This window comes from Paenibacillus dendrobii, from assembly GCF_009807035.1.
GTDB classification, from domain to species: domain Bacteria; phylum Bacillota; class Bacilli; order Paenibacillales; family Paenibacillaceae; genus Paenibacillus_AQ; species Paenibacillus_AQ dendrobii.
In genome coordinates, this window is record NZ_WUBI01000001.1 from 2,190,113 (window position 1) to 2,207,021 (window position 16,909).

Annotated in this window: 12 protein-coding genes; 1 reads left to right on the forward strand and 11 read right to left on the reverse strand. The window is 50.8% G+C overall.

All coding sequences use genetic code 11. The features are described 5' to 3' along the window. Window positions 1-167: 167 nt before the first annotated feature. The 10 genes from GRF59_RS09610 to GRF59_RS09655 all read right to left on the reverse strand — a co-directional run bounded on the left by GRF59_RS09610 (window position 168) and on the right by GRF59_RS09655 (window position 13,249). A complete protein-coding gene (locus tag GRF59_RS09610) occupies window positions 168-1,370 on the reverse strand; it encodes a response regulator transcription factor (RefSeq protein WP_160497353.1) in 1,203 nt (400 codons plus the stop codon). Continuing rightward, the gene (locus GRF59_RS09615) at window positions 1,345-3,147 is read right to left on the reverse strand and encodes a sensor histidine kinase (RefSeq protein WP_160497354.1); all 1,803 of its coding nucleotides are present in this window, start codon (window positions 3,145-3,147) and stop codon (window positions 1,345-1,347) included. Before GRF59_RS09615 ends, GRF59_RS09610 begins: the two co-directional genes overlap by 26 nt. Window positions 3,148-3,351: 204 nt before the next feature. After that, a complete protein-coding gene (locus GRF59_RS09620; RefSeq protein ID WP_160497355.1) occupies window positions 3,352-4,191 on the reverse strand; it encodes a C40 family peptidase in 840 nt (279 codons plus the stop codon). A 302-nt stretch (window positions 4,192-4,493) separates the two neighbouring features. Then, window positions 4,494-6,089: a glycoside hydrolase family 43 protein gene (locus GRF59_RS09625; protein ID WP_341480037.1), complete on the reverse strand. Its 1,596-nt coding sequence runs from the start codon at window positions 6,087-6,089 to the stop codon at window positions 4,494-4,496. A 38-nt stretch (window positions 6,090-6,127) separates the two neighbouring features. After that, on the reverse strand, window positions 6,128-7,093 hold the full coding sequence (locus tag GRF59_RS09630) for a pectinesterase family protein (RefSeq protein ID WP_160498210.1): 966 nt from the start codon (window positions 7,091-7,093) through the stop codon (window positions 6,128-6,130). A 45-nt stretch (window positions 7,094-7,138) separates the two neighbouring features. After that, the gene (locus GRF59_RS09635) at window positions 7,139-8,029 is read right to left on the reverse strand and encodes a dienelactone hydrolase family protein (protein WP_160497356.1); all 891 of its coding nucleotides are present in this window, start codon (window positions 8,027-8,029) and stop codon (window positions 7,139-7,141) included. Between the two features lie 4 nt (window positions 8,030-8,033). Continuing rightward, window positions 8,034-9,404 (reverse strand): glycoside hydrolase family 28 protein, encoded by a 1,371-nt coding sequence (locus GRF59_RS09640; RefSeq protein ID WP_160497358.1) that lies wholly within the window; start codon window positions 9,402-9,404, stop codon window positions 8,034-8,036. A 115-nt stretch (window positions 9,405-9,519) separates the two neighbouring features. After that, window positions 9,520-10,635 carry a glycoside hydrolase family 88/105 protein gene (locus GRF59_RS09645; protein WP_160497359.1) on the reverse strand — a complete coding sequence of 372 codons (1,116 nt, stop codon included), beginning with the start codon at window positions 10,633-10,635 and terminating at the stop codon, window positions 9,520-9,522. A gap of 68 nt (window positions 10,636-10,703) precedes the next feature. After that, on the reverse strand, window positions 10,704-12,221 hold the full coding sequence (locus tag GRF59_RS09650; protein ID WP_160497360.1) for an extracellular solute-binding protein: 1,518 nt from the start codon (window positions 12,219-12,221) through the stop codon (window positions 10,704-10,706). A gap of 65 nt (window positions 12,222-12,286) precedes the next feature. Continuing rightward, a complete protein-coding gene (locus GRF59_RS09655; protein ID WP_160497361.1) occupies window positions 12,287-13,249 on the reverse strand; it encodes an ABC transporter permease subunit in 963 nt (320 codons plus the stop codon). 290 nt (window positions 13,250-13,539) lie between these two features. Here GRF59_RS09655 and GRF59_RS09660 point away from each other — a divergent pair, with 290 nt between their 5' ends. Beyond that, window positions 13,540-14,424, forward strand: coding sequence for a carbohydrate ABC transporter permease (locus tag GRF59_RS09660; RefSeq protein WP_160497362.1), 885 nt, complete (start codon window positions 13,540-13,542; stop codon window positions 14,422-14,424). Between the two features lie 165 nt (window positions 14,425-14,589). Here GRF59_RS09660 and GRF59_RS09665 read toward each other — a convergent pair whose 3' ends face one another. Further along, window positions 14,590-16,833: a helix-turn-helix domain-containing protein gene (locus GRF59_RS09665; RefSeq protein ID WP_160497363.1), complete on the reverse strand. Its 2,244-nt coding sequence runs from the start codon at window positions 16,831-16,833 to the stop codon at window positions 14,590-14,592. Window positions 16,834-16,909: the final 76 nt, after the last annotated feature.

Below are 16,909 nucleotides of genomic sequence, written 5' to 3' on the forward strand. Positions count from 1 at the left end.
AAACGATCCAACAGGAACAAAATTATCAGCTTTATATTCAAGATTTTTAAAACGCTTACATGAAAGTGACGCGCGCATTCACTTTTTTAGGATGGAATGTTCACTATTTTTGGATAGGTGATAAAAAACAAATCCTCCTGCGGATGCAGGAGGGTCGGATAAGTACGCTATGCTTTCGTTTTCTGGAACTGGGAGCGGTATTTTTGCGGGCTCACGCCTTTCATCTTTTTGAAGATGCGCCCGAAATAATTGATGTTTTCATAGCCCACCTGCTCGGCAATCAGGTAGCTCGGCAGGCTCGTTTCCATCAGCAGGCTCGTCGCCTGATCGATGCGCATCGTGTTGATCCAGTCGGTAAAGCCCATGCCCGTCTCTTTCTTGAAAATCGTGCTCAGGTAGGTTTCGCTGATATTGATCCGTTCGGCTGCTTCCTTCAGCGAAATATCCCTGGTCAGATTGTCCTTGAGGTAAGTCAGCAGCGAATTGATATCTTCCCGGGATGTCAGCTGCATTCCCTGCTCCATAATGGCGGACTTTGCTTTGCTGTAAGCGGCGGGAAGCTCCTCCCATGCCGTAAGCGGTCCCTCCGTTTCGGCCCGAAGGGTAACCCCGAGCAGCATCTGCGCGGAGCTCACCAACCCGCTAATCTGCCTTCCCAAATCCGGCAGCTGTTCTTCAGGCACCGCCAGCAGCGCAGCGATGTTGCGGTTGTCGAGTGCAAGGGGATGGCTGTCCAGCAGCGCTTCCAGCTCGGTTTGGACCAGATGCCCCAGCAGCTTCATGGCGGAAGTTTCCGGACCGCCGTCGCGCGTATGAAGCACGTGCAGCATCAACAACATGCCGTGCGGCCGCAACTGCAGACCCGCAGGCACGGCGGCATCCGCCGGGTTCCCTGCCAGAAAGCTGCGGACACATTCCGTTACTGCATCCGAGCGCGTATCCCGACTCTCGGCGCCCTGAACTTCTTCCGGCTGTACCGTCTTGCTGCCGCGCCCGATTTTGCCCGCGGATTCCACCAAGATGTTCAGCAGCTCATCCGGCTTCATAGATGTTTTCAGCATGTAGTCCTCGACGCCGAGCTTCATCGCGCTGCGTACGTAATCGAACTCGTTATGGCTGCTCAGCACGATGATCAGCATGCTCGGGTATTTGGCCCTCACCTGTTCGATCAGCTGCAATCCGTTCATCCGCGGCATCACGATATCCGTGAGCAGAATGTCGGGAACGTTCTGCTCCATCAGCTCCAGCGCCTTTTCCCCGTCCGGAGCGTCCCCGATAAATTCGAATTCATGCTTATCCCAATCGATCAACGATTTGATTCCTAAACGTACCAGCAGTTCATCATCAACCAGCATCACTTTTAGTGTCATCGCCAATCCCCTTCTGAACTTTTCTTATTGGAAGCCTGTACTCTACGGTCGTTCCTTCGTCCGGTTCGCTATCTAAACTCAGGCCATAGGCATCTCCGTATTGGAGCCTGATCCGGTCATGAACATTTTGGACGCCGATCCGCTCCGGCAGAGGATCCATCGAGCCGGCTCCGAGCCTGCCGCGGATCTCCTCCAGCTTCTCCGGCCGAATTCCGGTGCCGTTATCCGCGACCCGGAGCACGAAATCGTCCTCGTCATGCCATGCCTGGATCGTGATCAAGCCCATACCCGTCATGTTCTGCAATCCGTGGACCAGGCAGTTCTCAATAATCGGCTGCAGCATGATATTGATGACCTCCTGATCCATCAGGTCGTCCGGGACGTCGATATTAAGGGATATTGTATCAGGATGGCTCATTTTCATCAAAGCCATATAATTCTCGATATAATCGAGCTCCTGCCGCAGCATGATCAGGCTTCCTCCCCTGCCGATGCTTCCTTCCAGGATGCCGCCCAGGTTCGAGAGCATGTCTCCCACATCCTTGTCGTTCCGTATATACGCCATCCATTTGATATTGTTTAGCGTATTCAGCAGAAAATGGGGATTGATTTGGGCCTGGAGCGCGCGAAAGCGCATGTCTTCCTTCTGCTCGTATTCTTCCTTGACCCGTCCCAGCAGTCCGCGTATTTTTCTGACCATTTTATTGTAGGTCTCAATCAAGGAGGCAATTTCCTGCGGACCGGTCACGGCAATGTTGGAATAGAACTCCTTGTCCTCCAGCTCCCTCATTTTTTTCCGAAGCAGCTTCAAAGGCTTGGAAATGCCGTACGCGATTGAAATCGTGATAACGGAAAAGACGATAAAAATCGCAAAGAAGATCAATATGTTCGCTTTGCGGATATCGAAAATCTCTTTAAATACCGTGTCGTAAGGCACGATCTGAATGATCTTCCAGCCGTTGATGCGTACCGTATCGTAGTTGACGATCCACTTCTGTCCTTTTTTCTCGATGATTTGCTGCCCTCGGTCGGACTTCCATACCTTCGGCATATAAGTCTCGTTCAGCAGGCTCTGCCCGATCTCGTTCTTGTCGGGACTGGAGACGATCGTTCCACCGGCGTCTACCAGGTAGGTGTTTCCTTCAAGGCCGGTCAGGTATTTGCGGATATCCTCCTCACGCACGCTGAACACGATCATGCCCGTATTTTTGTTGGTCTGCAGCTCCGTAATCGTCTTCACCAGCGTGATGATCGGCTTCCGGTCGGCGTACATTAGCTCTTTATTGTTGAACATCCACTTGAGTTGATAAGGCTTGTCCATCATATCCTGGTACCATTTCGAATCCAGATAACCGTGGAGAAGCGGATCGAACATGTAGCTCGTGCTGATCCAGTTGCCTTCCCGGTCGAACAGCGTAACGTACGAGTTGGAAAAATAGGAGCTGAACAGCCGGTTCAGCACGGTATCGTTCAACCGGAGCTTCTCGTACTTGCTGTAGGCATCCGGGTCCTTGAGCAGCTTCGTAATGCTTGGATTGATCGTAATATTGACGGAGGATTGCAGCATCTCTTCCAGAAACAATTGAACGTTGAAATTCACCAGGTACAGCGCATCCTGCGCGGAACGGCCGATCTTTTGCTCGATCACCTTTTCCAGAGGCTTGTCCATAAAATAGAAGGTCAAAAGAAAGGGGATAATCAAAAATACCAAAATGGAGAAAAATATTTTATTTCGGATCGAATTGAATCGGCTCCATGTTTTTTTCAGGCTTCCCATCGTTCTCGCTCCCTTAAGCTGACTGCTGACTGACCTGGGTGAGTGTAAGCGATATCATACCAGATTTCAATTATAGGGTCAGTATATAAAATTATGCAAGTGGGCCGAAGCTTCGCCATCAGCCTCAATAACGCCCGGCAAGCGCACGGACGAAAAAGGACCGGAGCTCCCTCCGGTCCTTTGTTCCTGCTTTTTTATGCTGTTCTATTTCAGGACGCTGCCTCCATACATGAAGCGGTACTTCCAGGAATTCGTAAAGTCGGTCACGACGACGCCTCCGGCTTTCTGGGAATACGTATGCAGGAGCTTGCCGTCTCCCAAATACAAAGCCACGTGGGTAATACGCTGTTTCGACTTGTCGATTCCTTGGTAAGCAGAGCTGCTTGAACCTTTATAGCTCATGAAAAAGACGAGATCGCCGCGCTTTAGCTTGTCCACGCTATAGACCGGGCTGCTGTTCGACTGAATCCACGAGCCCTGCTGGCGGGAATCGGCAGGAAGCACAAGGCTTGCGCCTTCTTTGAAGATTTGGCGAATGAAATCGGAGCAGTCGAAGGTCGTTGTCGTATTGCGGTTGGATCCGAATTCATACGGTGTGCCCAAATATTTCATACCTGTCTTGATCACTTTCTCAATGGCTGCCGAAGCCGATTGCGCTGGTTTGGACGCCGACGAAGAGCCGTTATTCGACGAATTCGAGGACGACGAACCCGAGGATGCTTGTCCAACGCGGATATATTTATCGGCCGTGCTGATGTATCCGGTTTTGCCGGCCGAGGTTTTGATTTTATAAAAATAAGAGGTGCTCTTCTCCAGAATTTTCACCTGCTCGCCGGCTTTCACATAGCCGAGTACATTGCTGCTCAAGGAAGGCTTGTCTCTTAATCTTACCGATGCTTGAATGACGCCCGTTTGCGAAGCCGAAGCCGATTGTACGACAGCTTTGGAGGCTGCTGCGTGCGAGGGGGATGGAAGAATGACGGCTGCCGACACCGCTGCGGTAATCGCTAGACAGCCGAGCAGGCTTTTATTGATGTTAATCATGTAGTTCCTCCTTAAAAAATTACAATTTTGTAACCAAATAGATATGCCTCTGCCAAAAGCAGGATAGCTACCGTTCTATGTCCCTCATTATCTCAAAGCTGAAACATGTTTGCATAGGGCTTTTTTCGCGTAATAACACTCCAAATTATGGGTAAATGTAGGTCCTTAGTCCTTTTTCTTCCTGAAATATGGATTTGCAGGAAAAATTACTATTTTGTCATTTTTGTGTTCAATCACGCAAATGCCAAAACAAGCACATCCGGTTCGATGTGCTTGTTGGTTGAATTGTCCTTTGCATGCTATTACTCCGTGCCCTCATAACGGAAATAGGAGAAATCAGCATGGCTTCCCTGGTATTGATTCATGTCATGGGCGGCGATCCCCACGAAGTTTCCCGTAAAACCCCCGCATAAAAAACTGATATTTTGCGTTTTATGCAGTGGCCTCCACGTCTCTTCAGCGGAACTGCGGTAATGAAATTGTGCCTTCGTTCCGTCGACGTCGACCGCCAAATGCACCGGCGCATCGTCTTCAAGCGGAATCACTTCAGGCAGCAGAACGAATTCATCCGCCGCGCAGCGCATCATTCGCAGTACCTTACCCTGCCCGTCTTCATGGCTGGTATAGGCATATACATAATTGTCTTCGTTCAAATACAGTATCAAGCCAGCCATCTGCAAATAGCTTGCGGGCGCATATTCCAGCGCCGTCTCTGCCCGGAATTGAATGTCCGTCTGCCGGATGGCTACGAGATGATGACGGAACAGGCTTTGCACGGACTCCCCGGCCATGATTCGCAGATGCCCCGGCCGTGCGCGGAGCGAGCACCAGTTATCGTCCGCCAGGATCCGTAGGGTATTCCAGGTCTTCTTAAGCTGTAGTCCATCGAATCTGTCCTCAAAGACGGTTACCGGGTCCGCATTCTGCACCTCCTGAATCCCTAGTGGTGCGGGCACCTCCAGCTGCGGCTCATGGCCGCCCGTAGTTAAGCGCAGCCAGCCTTCCTCATTCCAGTACACCTGCTGCAGGGCGGTTTCCCTCCCCATTATCGCGTATAACCCTTCGATGGGACGCGTGCATAAATGTGCCATATACCATTCGCCGCCGGGCGTCTCCACCAGACTGCCGTGACCCGCGCACTGCAGCGGCAGCCCCGGATCATTCCGCGAAGTCAACATCGGATTGTGCGGGTCGACTTCATAGTCTCCCAGCAGCTCTTCCGAACGTGCGACGGTTACGGCATGGCCTGCGCCGGTTCCGCCCTCCGCCGTGATCAAATAGTAATATCCACCGCGTTTGTAAATATGGGGCGCCTCCGTCTTTTTCAGCCAGGTGCAGTCAAACAGCTTATGCGGTTTGCCGACCAGGCGCCGAAGATCCGGGTCGTATTCCTGGATGACGATGCCGCTGGATTTGTTGCCTTCCGTAATCCGGTAATCCCACAAGGCGTTCAGCAGCCATTTGCGCCCGTCGTCATCGTGAAACAGAGAAGGGTCGAAGCCGCTGCTGTTCAAATAGACCGGTTCAGACCAAGGTCCTTCTATCGCGGGTGCCGTCATCAGGTAGTTATGATCATCCTTGAAAGGACGCTTCGTGCTTTTCACATCCGTATAGACCAGATAAAAAAGACCATCGCGGTAGCTGAGCTGCGGTGCCCAAATGCTGCAGTTTTTCGGATTTCCGCGCAAATCGACCTGGTCTGTCAGCAGATCGGTCGAGTGCTCCCAGCGGACCAAATCGCGTGACTCGTATACCCGCAGGCCCGGAAGCCATTCGAAGGAAGATACCACGATGTAATACACGTCCTCTACACGCAGAATGCAGGGGTCCGGATTGAATCCCTTCAGTATGGGATTGCGGATGATGCCTCTTGCCGTTTCCGTCGTCGCTGCCGCCACTTTTCATCCTCTCCTCGCCGTTTCGTTATTCCCTCTCGTTAATCCATGAATGCCATCCAAAAATCCGTGCCGGCGAATACGCTGCGCACATCCAGATCCTCCTTGCCCTTCTCCGCGCAAACCGCCCATGGAACGCGCTGTTCACGCACGGCCGCAGCGGTCCTGCCGTCGTATTCGCGATAGCGCACCGTGCGCCGGTTGGCTTCGTTATCCCAGTCATGCCAGCCCGCTGGATGAATATGAGCCCCCATGCGGCAGTTCACGAAATCCGTTTTGGCATGGCTGCGCCACGGACGCCCCAGGTACACGGCGGTAGCGCCAGGTTCCGCCGTTAAATAGCACTCGTTAAACACGTATCCATACGCTTCGCCGGATGGTGTCGAAGCCGCGGTGATATATCCCGGACCCTGACCTTGACGGCAAAGGCTGCGGATTTCACAGCGGTCGAAGTAAGCCGTCGCGCCGCCGAATATATAGTCCACCGTGCCTTCGATGCGGCAGTGCTGGTACAACTGGCGATACCGGTCATGATGCCTGCGGATCGGAAGACCGCCGAAAGACGTTCCCTGCTTGGGCGCGGGAGGCAGCGGGCCGGTAAACAACGTATCCTGATAGCCTTTGAACGTGCAATAGCGGAACACGGCTTCGTCGCAGTGCGCAGACACCGCCACGGCCTGCCCGATGTCCTCGCCCTGCCCGGCTGTGTTGGAGATCACAAGATTCTCCAGTATCAACCGGCTCCCGCCAAGGAACAGGGTCGACGTAGCGAACGTTCCGATGTCCTCGCCTCTCCCATTCTTTTCCTTGGCATACCGGTTCATGGTGATTTCTACCTGACCGATGCCGACGATGCGCAGGTTCGAACGATCGATTCGTATCGCCTCTTCATAGACGCCGGATAATATATATAGCGATGCCGTCACATCGGAAGACTCCCGATCCAGCGCAGCCACCGCTTCCTGGATCGTTTGATAATCACAGTAAGCTTCCTTTCCCACAAGCATAGCCCGGTTCCTTTCCATTGCCCGTTCACTTCTTCCATTCGGAATTTACAGGTATTCTGCCATAAATCGCTGCCATTTGACCCGCATTTCCAAGGTCTCCATATGCCCCCCGCTCGCGATGACGGGTTGCCAATGCTCCGGGTTCCCTGCCGCATGATAGACTTCCAGCAGTCCTTTTGCCAGATGCTCCACCCCCTCCAAGGGACACATGCGGTCGCTTCGGCCAACCAGACTCATCCGCGGCCGCGGAGCAATTCTCGACTGAATATCCAGCGTCGTGTAACGCTTGAGCAGACCGGGAACGTAGGAATAGAAGCCATGGTGATCCAGACCGCGCTTGGCGATCAGGGTATGTGCGTCGACTTGTCCGCAAATATCGATCGTGACCTGAATTCGCTGGTCTAATGCTGCGAGCCACCATGCCATCAATCCGCCCATGGACATCCCTATCGTCCCGATCCGCGCAGCATCGATGTCCTCACGTGAACACATATAATCGATCAAGCGGCGGTTGTCATGCAGCATCATGCCCCACATAACCCGGCCTTGCCACAGCATTTCCTTCACCAGTTCACTCTCGGTTTTCCCGCCGCGTTCATTAAAACCCCACATGTCGATACTGCAAACCGCATACCCCATATCGGTTAATGTCTTGGCAAAAGAGGGCTGTTGCAGATAGCTGCTGCCATGGATTAATTCCTTCCGCCCGTTCGTGTAATTTCCTCCGTGGGAATGGTTAAAGACGACCAGAGGAAGCGGTCCCTCTTCCGCGAGCGGCTTTGCCACATAGGCCGGTACCCGTTCGATTCCGTTCAGGTCCAGCAGCAGTGATTCCAGACGATATCCGTCATATACCTCCTGCCTCAACAACTCAGCGGAGACCGGAACTTTTGCTGGCAATTCACCCAATAAAAATTCTAGCTGATCCTGTTCCATCGTTTTAAGCTTCCTGTCCGGTCAAATCTTCGTCCGAAGGAGACACCTCGACTTGCTCTACCAAAGCCTCCGGCTTGCGAGTGTTTCTGGAGCGGCACTGCAGGACTTCAACATTCTCACCATTTTCAATATAGAAAGCCGGTCCCTCATGGTTCTCAATCGTCACCTGCCGAAACTGTACATCCCGTACATTGCCCAAATAGAAGCCCCGGTTGTTCATATCCGGGAGTCCCGACATCATCGCAGGACGGCCGGGGATCGCATTCTCTGCCATCGATATTTCGATATCCGAAAACGTCACTTCCGATATGTATTGCTCCGCCAAACCATATAAAAATCCTGCTGCCGCATGAACCTTCCGGGCCGTAATATTCGCAAAGTGAATGCGTCTAAATTGAGGAGTCTCGCGTGTCACCGGGTAAGGATGCTTATCCCAGACATATTTGTCTTTCCCGCGCGGTCCACAGAAATAATACAAATTCATGATAAACGGGCAAATCACGTCCTCCATGACGATATTGCTAATGCGGACATCCTCCACGATACCTCCGCGGCCGCGCCTGGACTTCAATCTTATCCCGCGGTCGGTCTGTTTAAAGATGCAGTTGCTGATCGTCACATGGCGGATATCCCCGCTCATTTCGCTGCCGATCACAACCCCGCCGTGCCCATGAATCATGGTGCAGTTGGTAATCGTAATGTTCTCGCAAGGAATGCGCTCCTGCGTATCTTCCGTCCCTGACTTAATGGCGATGCAGTCGTCTCCTACATCGATATGGCAATTGCTGATGCGAACATTACGGCAGGATTCCGGGTCTATGCCGTCGGTATTCGGGGAATCAGCCGGATTCAGAATGGATATGTTGTCGATCGTGACATTATCGCAGCGGATCGGATTCACCGTCCAGCTAGGGGAGTTCTTTAACGTCACGTCTTTGATCGTAACCCGGATGCAGCCGTCCAGGCTGATCAATTTTGGTCTAGGATAAGGCAACTCCTCAGGACGGTTCCGTTTCTTATCCCACCATGGCTGACCGTTTCCGTCCAGGGTTCCGCTTCCGGTAACCGAAACATTCTCCAGGCCCATGCCGAAGATGCAGGAAGCGTGCACCTGCTGCAGAACGCCTTCCCACCGGGATTGCACAACGGGATAATCCTCCGGATTCGTGCTAAAGGATAGCACCGCCCCGGGGCTTAAGCGCAGTTCAATATGGTCTTTCAAAAATATGGCACCCGTATGGTAGTTTCCAGCCGGTACAAATACGGTTCCACCGCCTGCACTGTTTGCCGCTGCAATGGCCGCCGCAATCGCCTCTGTCGAAAGCTCAGGACTGTTCCGGTGAGCACCGTAGTCCATAATGTTGTAAAAATGCATGCCCGTTCCTCCTCTTCTCGCGTCTTGTTGCCGCCAAGGCTTGCCGATGCGATGAGTTCTACTGCTACAAAGTATGCCTGAATCTACCGATTATCAGTTCTTTTCCGCTACACGCCTAGCTTTTCAAGGCCTCGTACTCGCCGCAGGCCTGCAAGAATGCTCCAAGACCCTTTTGATCATTGGTCACGATCGGCTCGCTGATATAATAAGCATAGGTTCCATCCCGCTGATCGGCTCCGCCTAAACCGGCAACCTGACAATTTTTATTGAGGTTCACCCAGCCTTCTTTCGTTTCGAGCACAAACTCCGCAATCAGCCCCTGATATGCACGGTCCAGCGTTTCGGACCAACTGTCTTCCAGCAATCCAAGCCGAATTCCCTTCGCAATGGCATAGACGAACATGCTGGAAGCGGAGGCCTCCAGATAGTTGCCCTTTCGACCGCCATAATTCAGCACCTGATACCAAACGCCGCTGTCAGCGTCCTGATATTTGCGGATAGCGGCCAGCGTATCATTCAATATACGGGATAGCTCCTTAGCATCCGCGCGGCCCTCCGGCAGCAGCGCCAATACGTCTACAAGTGCCATAACGAACCAGCCCAAGGAGCGTCCCCAGAAATTCCCGGATAGCCCCGTTTCCGGATGACACCACGGCTGAACCCTTTTCTCGTCCCATGCATGAAACAGCAGCCCCGTCACGGAATCCTTTGTATGCTTTTCGCAAAGCTTAAACTGTTTCGTGACATCCTCCACATTTTCGCCCGAACCAAACATGAACTGGTATTCCAAGTAAAACGGAGCGCCCATATACAGACCATCCAGCCAAATTTGATAAGGATAGATTTCCTTATGCCAGAATGCCCCTTCGGATGTTCGGGGATGGGATTGCAGCTGTGACATCAGCAGCTCTGCCGCTTGCTTGTATTTCTCCAGCTTCGTTTCGTTGTACAGGACAAACAACATCTTCCCGTTATTGATATGATCGATGTTATATTCTTCCGGACTGTATCCGCGGATCATGCCGCTTTCCTGAATGAAGTAATCCATATTATCCTGAATAAACCGGAAGTATTTGCGGTCGCCCGTCTGCTTCCACAACCATTCAAAACCCTTCAGCACCACGCCGTAATCATAAGACCATTTGCCATGATAACCTTTATCCTCATACAACTTAGGCGTACGTTCCATAATCGAATCCGCCGTTCTGACGGCCCAGCTTGTTTTATCCATGATGACCTCCTGCCAGGAATAAATAGGTCCTAACCCCAGACCAGGCGGATAGGACCGTGATATTGAATCTACTTCTTCACCGCTTGGTAAGCCGCTTCGTATTCTGAAATGATCTTACTGCCCCCGGATTTCTTCCAGTTCTCTACGGCTGCCTTGAAATCATCCAGTTTGATTTTGCCGAGAATGTATTTATAGGTTGCATCCGTAATAATCTTTTGCAGCTCCGACCCTTGGGTCGTATAGGTTTCCGATTCCAGGGAATAGGCCGGGTTCAGCACCGCGTGCTCCGCATTTTCTTTGATGAGCTTATCGGACTCGGCTTTGAGCGGATCGGAATCGTGAATCTTATAGCCAGTTTCGTTCGGACGCGAGGAAGCAAACGGCTGCACCTCCTGCTGCCACAGATCCTGATTGGTTATCGTTGCGGCGTCGTCCGCATCCTTGGTGTAATGCACGCCTTCGATGCCGTATGTCATCAACGCATACATATCGTCATCCATCAGATCATTCACAAATTTCAGTACCCGTTTCAGCTCCGCTTCGTCCTTCACCTCGGATTTCGGGAATGCCAGCAGGCCTCCGATTCCGTTATTGGCTGCCCAAATGGCGCGATCCGCCTCGTTGCCGGTGGAGGTAATGTTGTTGTCTAGCACCAGCTCCATGTTATCCTGAACACCTTTGGCCATGTTCTTCAGATTTTTGCTGTCAAACAGGGCTCCGACATAAATCCCGGCTTTGCCCTGAGCGAATTTTTGCTGCTGATCCGTCTTCGCCGTTACGGCAAAATCCTGGTTGATATAGCCGTTGTCGTACAGCTCTTTCATGTAGTCCATCGTTTTTACGTATTCCTCGGTATCGAACTCCGGCGTCATTTTCCCGTCATCGCCGACTTTCCAATTGTTAGGCGTTCCGAAGTATGAGCTCAGGGTTTTGAACGCGCCATAGATCAAATCGCTGCGGTCCATGAATCCCGTCGTATCCTTTTTGCCGTTACCGTCCGGGTCCTGCTCGGTAAACGCCTTGGCTACCGCCATCAGTTCATCCGTCGTTTTCGGCACGGCGAGTCCAAGCTTATCCAGCCAATCCTTCCGGATGACAACGCCGTTGCGGGCCAAGTCTTTTTGGAACGGGACGCCGTACAATTTGCCGCCAATGGAAGCGGATGTCCGAGTATCCTGCGAGATTTTTGCCAGGTTAGGAAACTCATCGAGATAAGATTCCACTTCCCAGAACATGCCTGACTTCAAGGCGTTTCTAACGGAGGAATTATCCAGTATGGTCAAGGTCACGATATCTGCAAGAGAATCCGATGCAAGCGACGTATTGATGCGCTCCTCCTTGGATGCATCCGGAATCCATGAGAATTTGACTTCGGCATTCGTCTTCTCTTCGATTTTTTTGATAATCGTGTCTGTCGGAGGCGATGCCGTATGCAGAATATTCAACCAGCTGATGCTCGCTTTTGCATTGGGATCTGCCGCCGCACCTCCCGAACCCTCGCCTGTCTTGCTCTTCTCTCCGCATGCGGTGAGCAGCAGACCGCAGCAGAGGGTGAGCGCCGCCATTTTTTTGACTATGAGTTTCATGTACATTTCCCCTTTTTCTGGATTTTACACAACGCTTATATGAAAGATTTGAAGTGTTACCTGTGTTAGTACACGCCGTCTTCCCCGAATTTCTTCGCCAGCCTGTTGGAAGCCATAACCAGAATCAAGCCCACCAAGCCTTTGAACAGACCTACGGTCGTGCTGAAACTTAATTGCCCGTTCTTCAGACCCGCTGTGTAAATATAGGTATCAAAAATTTCAGCAACCTCGCGGTTCAAAGAATTGAGCAGCAGATACATATGTTCAAAGCCCAGATCGAGCGTACTGCCGATTTTCAAAATTAAGAGTGTAATGATGACCGGCCGGATCGCCGGCAATGTCACGTGCCAGGTTTTGCGCAGGCGTCCTGCGCCATCCATTCCCGCGGCTTCATACAGCTGCGTATCTACGACCGTAATGGCTGCCAAATAGATGATGGTAGACCATCCGAGTTCCTTCCATATCACTTGTCCGATATAAACGGTCCGGAGCCATTCGGGTGAGGTCAGAAAGCTGATCTTGTGAAAGCCGAGAGCCGCAATCATCTCGTTTAGGACCCCGCCGTCCACGTTCATGAATACATAGGTAATCGAAACAATGATAACCCATGACATAAAATGCGGAATGTAAATGATGGTTTGAATCGCGTTCTTAAACAGCTTGTGCCTGACTTCATTCAGCATCAGGGCCAAAATAATCGGAAGCGGAAAAAAGATGACAATATTCAGCGCGAATAAAATCAAAGTATTGCTCAGCAGCATAAAAAAGGTTGGCTCCGTAAATAAACGGATAAAATGCTTGAATCCCACCCATGGGCTGCCTGTAATGCCTTGATAAGGCTGATAGTCCTGAAAAGCGATCACGAGCCCGCCCATCGGCAAATATTTGAAAATAATGAAATACAGCACGCCGGGCAAAATCATAAGGTAGAGCAGCTTGTTTCTTTTTAAAGCTTCCAGATGCGTTGATCGTTGTTTCTTCACGGTTTTGATGTTCATGTTCACTGCGGCAGTACTTGAATCCTTCACCAAGTCGACCTCCTTGTAAGCGTTACTGTTTACGTTTCCTAGCTTAGGCGGTTGCCGTCATTCCGTACATAATCATTTCATGATAGCGGTTGCAAAGATGCGCAGCCACGCGGTTTTCCGCTTACTCATCTCATGTAATGATCATGATGCAAGATAATGATTATCTGGCGGTGGCAAGAATTCCATCCCGGGATTGGGGTCTTCATCGGTACCTTAGGATTTGATTATATACGTAACTCTTCCCCCTTGATAAAGTGTCCCTGTAACCCGACTACAAGGAGGACAAACATATGGCACAATCCTTACGAAAAAAACAATCCGTAGGCAATATTGTATTTACTGTTGTAAACAGCACGTTATTGATCCTGGTTGCTCTCGCCTGTCTCCTGCCCTTTATTAATGTGCTTGCCAGCTCATTTGCTTCGACCCAGGAAGTCGTTGCCAAGAAGTTTATTTTGTTCCCCACCACGTTCTCTTTGGATGCATACCGTTACATTCTCTCGACACCTACGATTTTTAAAGGACTGGGCGTTTCCATCGGGGTCACTGCCATAGGTACACTCGTGAGTATGGCTCTGACTGCTTTAATGGCTTACGGCTTATCGCGTAGGTACCTATATGGAAGGAATGCCATCAACTTTCTCGTCGTGTTCTCGATGCTGTTCAGCGGCGGCATGATCCCGACGTTCCTGGTCGTGAAAAGCCTTGGCTTGATCGACTCCTACTGGTCCCTGATTTTCCCCGTCGCGATTAATGCCTTCAACCTGATTATCATGCGAAACTTCTTTCAAGCTCTTCCCGACAGTCTCGAGGAATCGGCCAAAATCGACGGCTGCAATGACTTTGGCGTCTTCTTCAAAATCATGCTGCCGCTGGCGCTGCCCTCCATCGCCACGATCTCCCTCTTCTATGGGGTCGCTTATTGGAACACGTACATGAACGCCATTCTCTATATCACGGATTCGAACAAATGGCCGATTCAAGTGCTGCTCCGCCAGATCGTTATCGTCTCCAGCGGCATGCAGGCAGAGAGCACGTCCGTAGACGTGGTTCCTCCTGCCCAGACCATCAAAATGGCCGTCATCATGGTCGCGACGCTTCCGATGCTCATCGCTTATCCTTTTGTGCAAAAACACTTCGTCAAGGGAGCCCTGCTTGGCTCGGTCAAGGGTTAACATTCCTTAAAAACAAAGAGGTCTTGCTTTTTGCAGTCTTTTCTGCAGAAAACAAGACTTCTTCGCTTATTGGCGGGAATATGGAACGGATCAACGCGACCGGGATATCATGGGTCCTAAAAAATCGAAAAGGTTATCGGTTTATCGCTTGATCCCCGTATTTCCTTACTGCGCTTGCTTCACTTTTCGGTATGAGCCTGGGGTTACCTGCTCTTTTTTGCGGAACGAGCGAATGAAGTTTTGAGAGTTATGGTACTGCAGGCGCTCGGCAATATCTTTGATGGTCATATCCGTTTCTACCAACCACTTTTTGGCCATTTCGATGCGGTAGTTCATCACATATTCGCTGAACGTCATGCCGTACTCCTTTTTGAATATGCTGCTCAAATAGTTGGGGTTGTAATGGAGACGGTCGGCGATCCACTCCAGCGACAATTCCTGATCATATTCCGCGCGGACGATGGCGGCAATCTTTTCAGACAAAGAACGGAACTGCTGGTTCGTCTTCTCCTTCATGCTCTTGACCATCGGCAAAATGACTTCCTGCACCAGGATTCTTTCGATTTCCTCCGGATTACGGATATCCAGCAGACGGTGATATAAAGCATGGTTGTCCTGCGTCATCAGTACCTCAACGCCCAGAAGCTGCTCCAGCTGGATTAGATTGTTCACGAAACGTACCAGCGCCACTTCAAAGTTCATGGAGTTTTTGTTCTTCTTCATCATTTCGGCGAGCAGCGGGTAGAGAAAACGCGGAACCTGCTCTTCATCCCCTAACCGGATCGCATCAAACAACTGGGATTCCAGCTCGGCAGGATAATGGAGCAATACCGGGCCGGATACGACCATGGAGATGTCTTCATAGAAGATAATCGATTCCTTGCCCAGATTTAAACGGTGATGCAGCGCTTGCTTGCTCATTTCGCAGGCTTCCTTGCTTTCCCATAAATGCTCGTACGTTTGGCTGATGCCGAAGCTGACGGATACCTTCAAATATTCCCGCACTGCCTTCATGATGGCCTTGGCGTAATCCAGAACCTGTTTCCGTATCTCCTGCTCGTGGCTTCCGCTAAATATCAGGATCGTCGCCTGGGTCTTGTCATTTAAAATAATCGGCAGCAGCCGCGATGCTTTCGGTACGATTTCTTCTACTAACCTGTTAATGGCCAAAAGCAGCAGATCCTTATCCGAAGCCTCGCGGTCGCCATAGCTGTCCATTTGAACCAGAACCGTTAGATAACGGGGGTCCTTGATTTTTTCATATCCGAACCGCGGCATGATCCGCTCCAGCTCTTCGCGTGAAATCCGGTTCCGGAACAAATTCAGGATCAGTTGGGTTTCCAGCTGCGGCAGTTCAGCCTCGATCAGGCTTTCCAGATTTTCTTTTTCGGTGACGATCGTATCAATGGAGTGGAGAATCCACTCGACTTCATTTTTTAAAGATGAATGCGGATTTTTGGGCAGGCTGCGACGGATTTGCTCAATCGGTTTATTAAAATACACGGCGATCAAATATGCAATGATGATGATAAACATCGTAATGACAAGTCCCATCATGATCAAGCCGAATTTGGTCGTATTCAGCGCTCCGGATATTTCCTTTTGATCCAGCAGCGTGATATAAACCCAGTTGTTATAGGCGGATCGGGCATAAATCGCTTTGACAGACGGAGACTTGGCGTTATCCAGCGTCACCATACCCGTGCGGCGCTCTGTGCCAATCGATTTCAGGATTCCCTGAAGCTGGTCTTCGGATAGACGTTTATCGTCCCGCCCGGTCTCATACATCAGTTCGCCCTGCTTATTCAGGATGAACACCGGCGTGTTCTCTTCGGTTTTGAGCGTATGATCCAGCGTTTGCAGCGAAATATCCGATAATGCGATGGCCTGTTTCTTTTTGGAGAATACGGGCAGGGTGTTCACGAAACGGATGCCGTTATCCGTTTTCATCCAAAACAATCCGCGGTCCTGACCATTAATATAGGTTTCATATAGGTTTGTCCGGTCATTTTCCGTCAAATAGGATAGTTTGCCATTGGATATTTGCCAGTTCTGCTCCAAACTGATCAGCGAATATTCCGTTCCTTCCAGCCCCATCGTGGCAATGTAATTCAGCTGTGTATTCACATTACGGTACGCTTCAAAATCCTGTTCAGTTATGGGGTTCTTCACTACCGATTCGAATGAGCTGGTCGTGCTGTATGTATTGAAGGCGTACTCAATGGTTTGGATCTTCTGTTCCAGCGAATTCTTCGTTTGAGAAATAAAGCTCTGCTTGCCGTTTGCGACCCTGTCTATGACGGAATGCGCGGTATTCAGATAGATGTATATCCCAAAGCTGACGACAAGTCCGATTCCCAAAACCAGAATGGGAATGAAGGTGTTGTAAAACATGCGCCCTTTTTTCATCGAAATACTCCTTTGGATGTAATCAAACCCAATTATAGCGCTTACATAATCAAGTTGACAAACATTTTTCACGTGT

What these genes read in the sequence shown, in the direction of transcription:
- GRF59_RS09665 (WP_160497363.1), bottom strand. Translation starts at nt 16,833, where the DNA reads ATGAAAAAAGGGCGCATGTTTTACAACACCTTCATTCCCATTCTGGTT.
- GRF59_RS09640 (WP_160497358.1), bottom strand. Translation starts at nt 9,404, where the DNA reads ATGCATTTTTACAACATTATGGACTACGGTGCTCACCGGAACAGTCCT.
- GRF59_RS09645 (WP_160497359.1), bottom strand. Translation starts at nt 10,635, where the DNA reads ATGGATAAAACAAGCTGGGCCGTCAGAACGGCGGATTCGATTATGGAA.
- GRF59_RS09615 (WP_160497354.1), bottom strand. Translation starts at nt 3,147, where the DNA reads ATGGGAAGCCTGAAAAAAACATGGAGCCGATTCAATTCGATCCGAAAT.
- GRF59_RS09635 (WP_160497356.1), bottom strand. Translation starts at nt 8,029, where the DNA reads ATGGAACAGGATCAGCTAGAATTTTTATTGGGTGAATTGCCAGCAAAA.
- GRF59_RS09660 (WP_160497362.1), top strand. Translation starts at nt 13,540, where the DNA reads ATGGCACAATCCTTACGAAAAAAACAATCCGTAGGCAATATTGTATTT.
- GRF59_RS09620 (WP_160497355.1), bottom strand. Translation starts at nt 4,191, where the DNA reads ATGATTAACATCAATAAAAGCCTGCTCGGCTGTCTAGCGATTACCGCA.
- GRF59_RS09610 (WP_160497353.1), bottom strand. Translation starts at nt 1,370, where the DNA reads ATGACACTAAAAGTGATGCTGGTTGATGATGAACTGCTGGTACGTTTA.
- GRF59_RS09650 (WP_160497360.1), bottom strand. Translation starts at nt 12,221, where the DNA reads ATGAAACTCATAGTCAAAAAAATGGCGGCGCTCACCCTCTGCTGCGGT.
- GRF59_RS09630 (WP_160498210.1), bottom strand. Translation starts at nt 7,093, where the DNA reads ATGCTTGTGGGAAAGGAAGCTTACTGTGATTATCAAACGATCCAGGAA.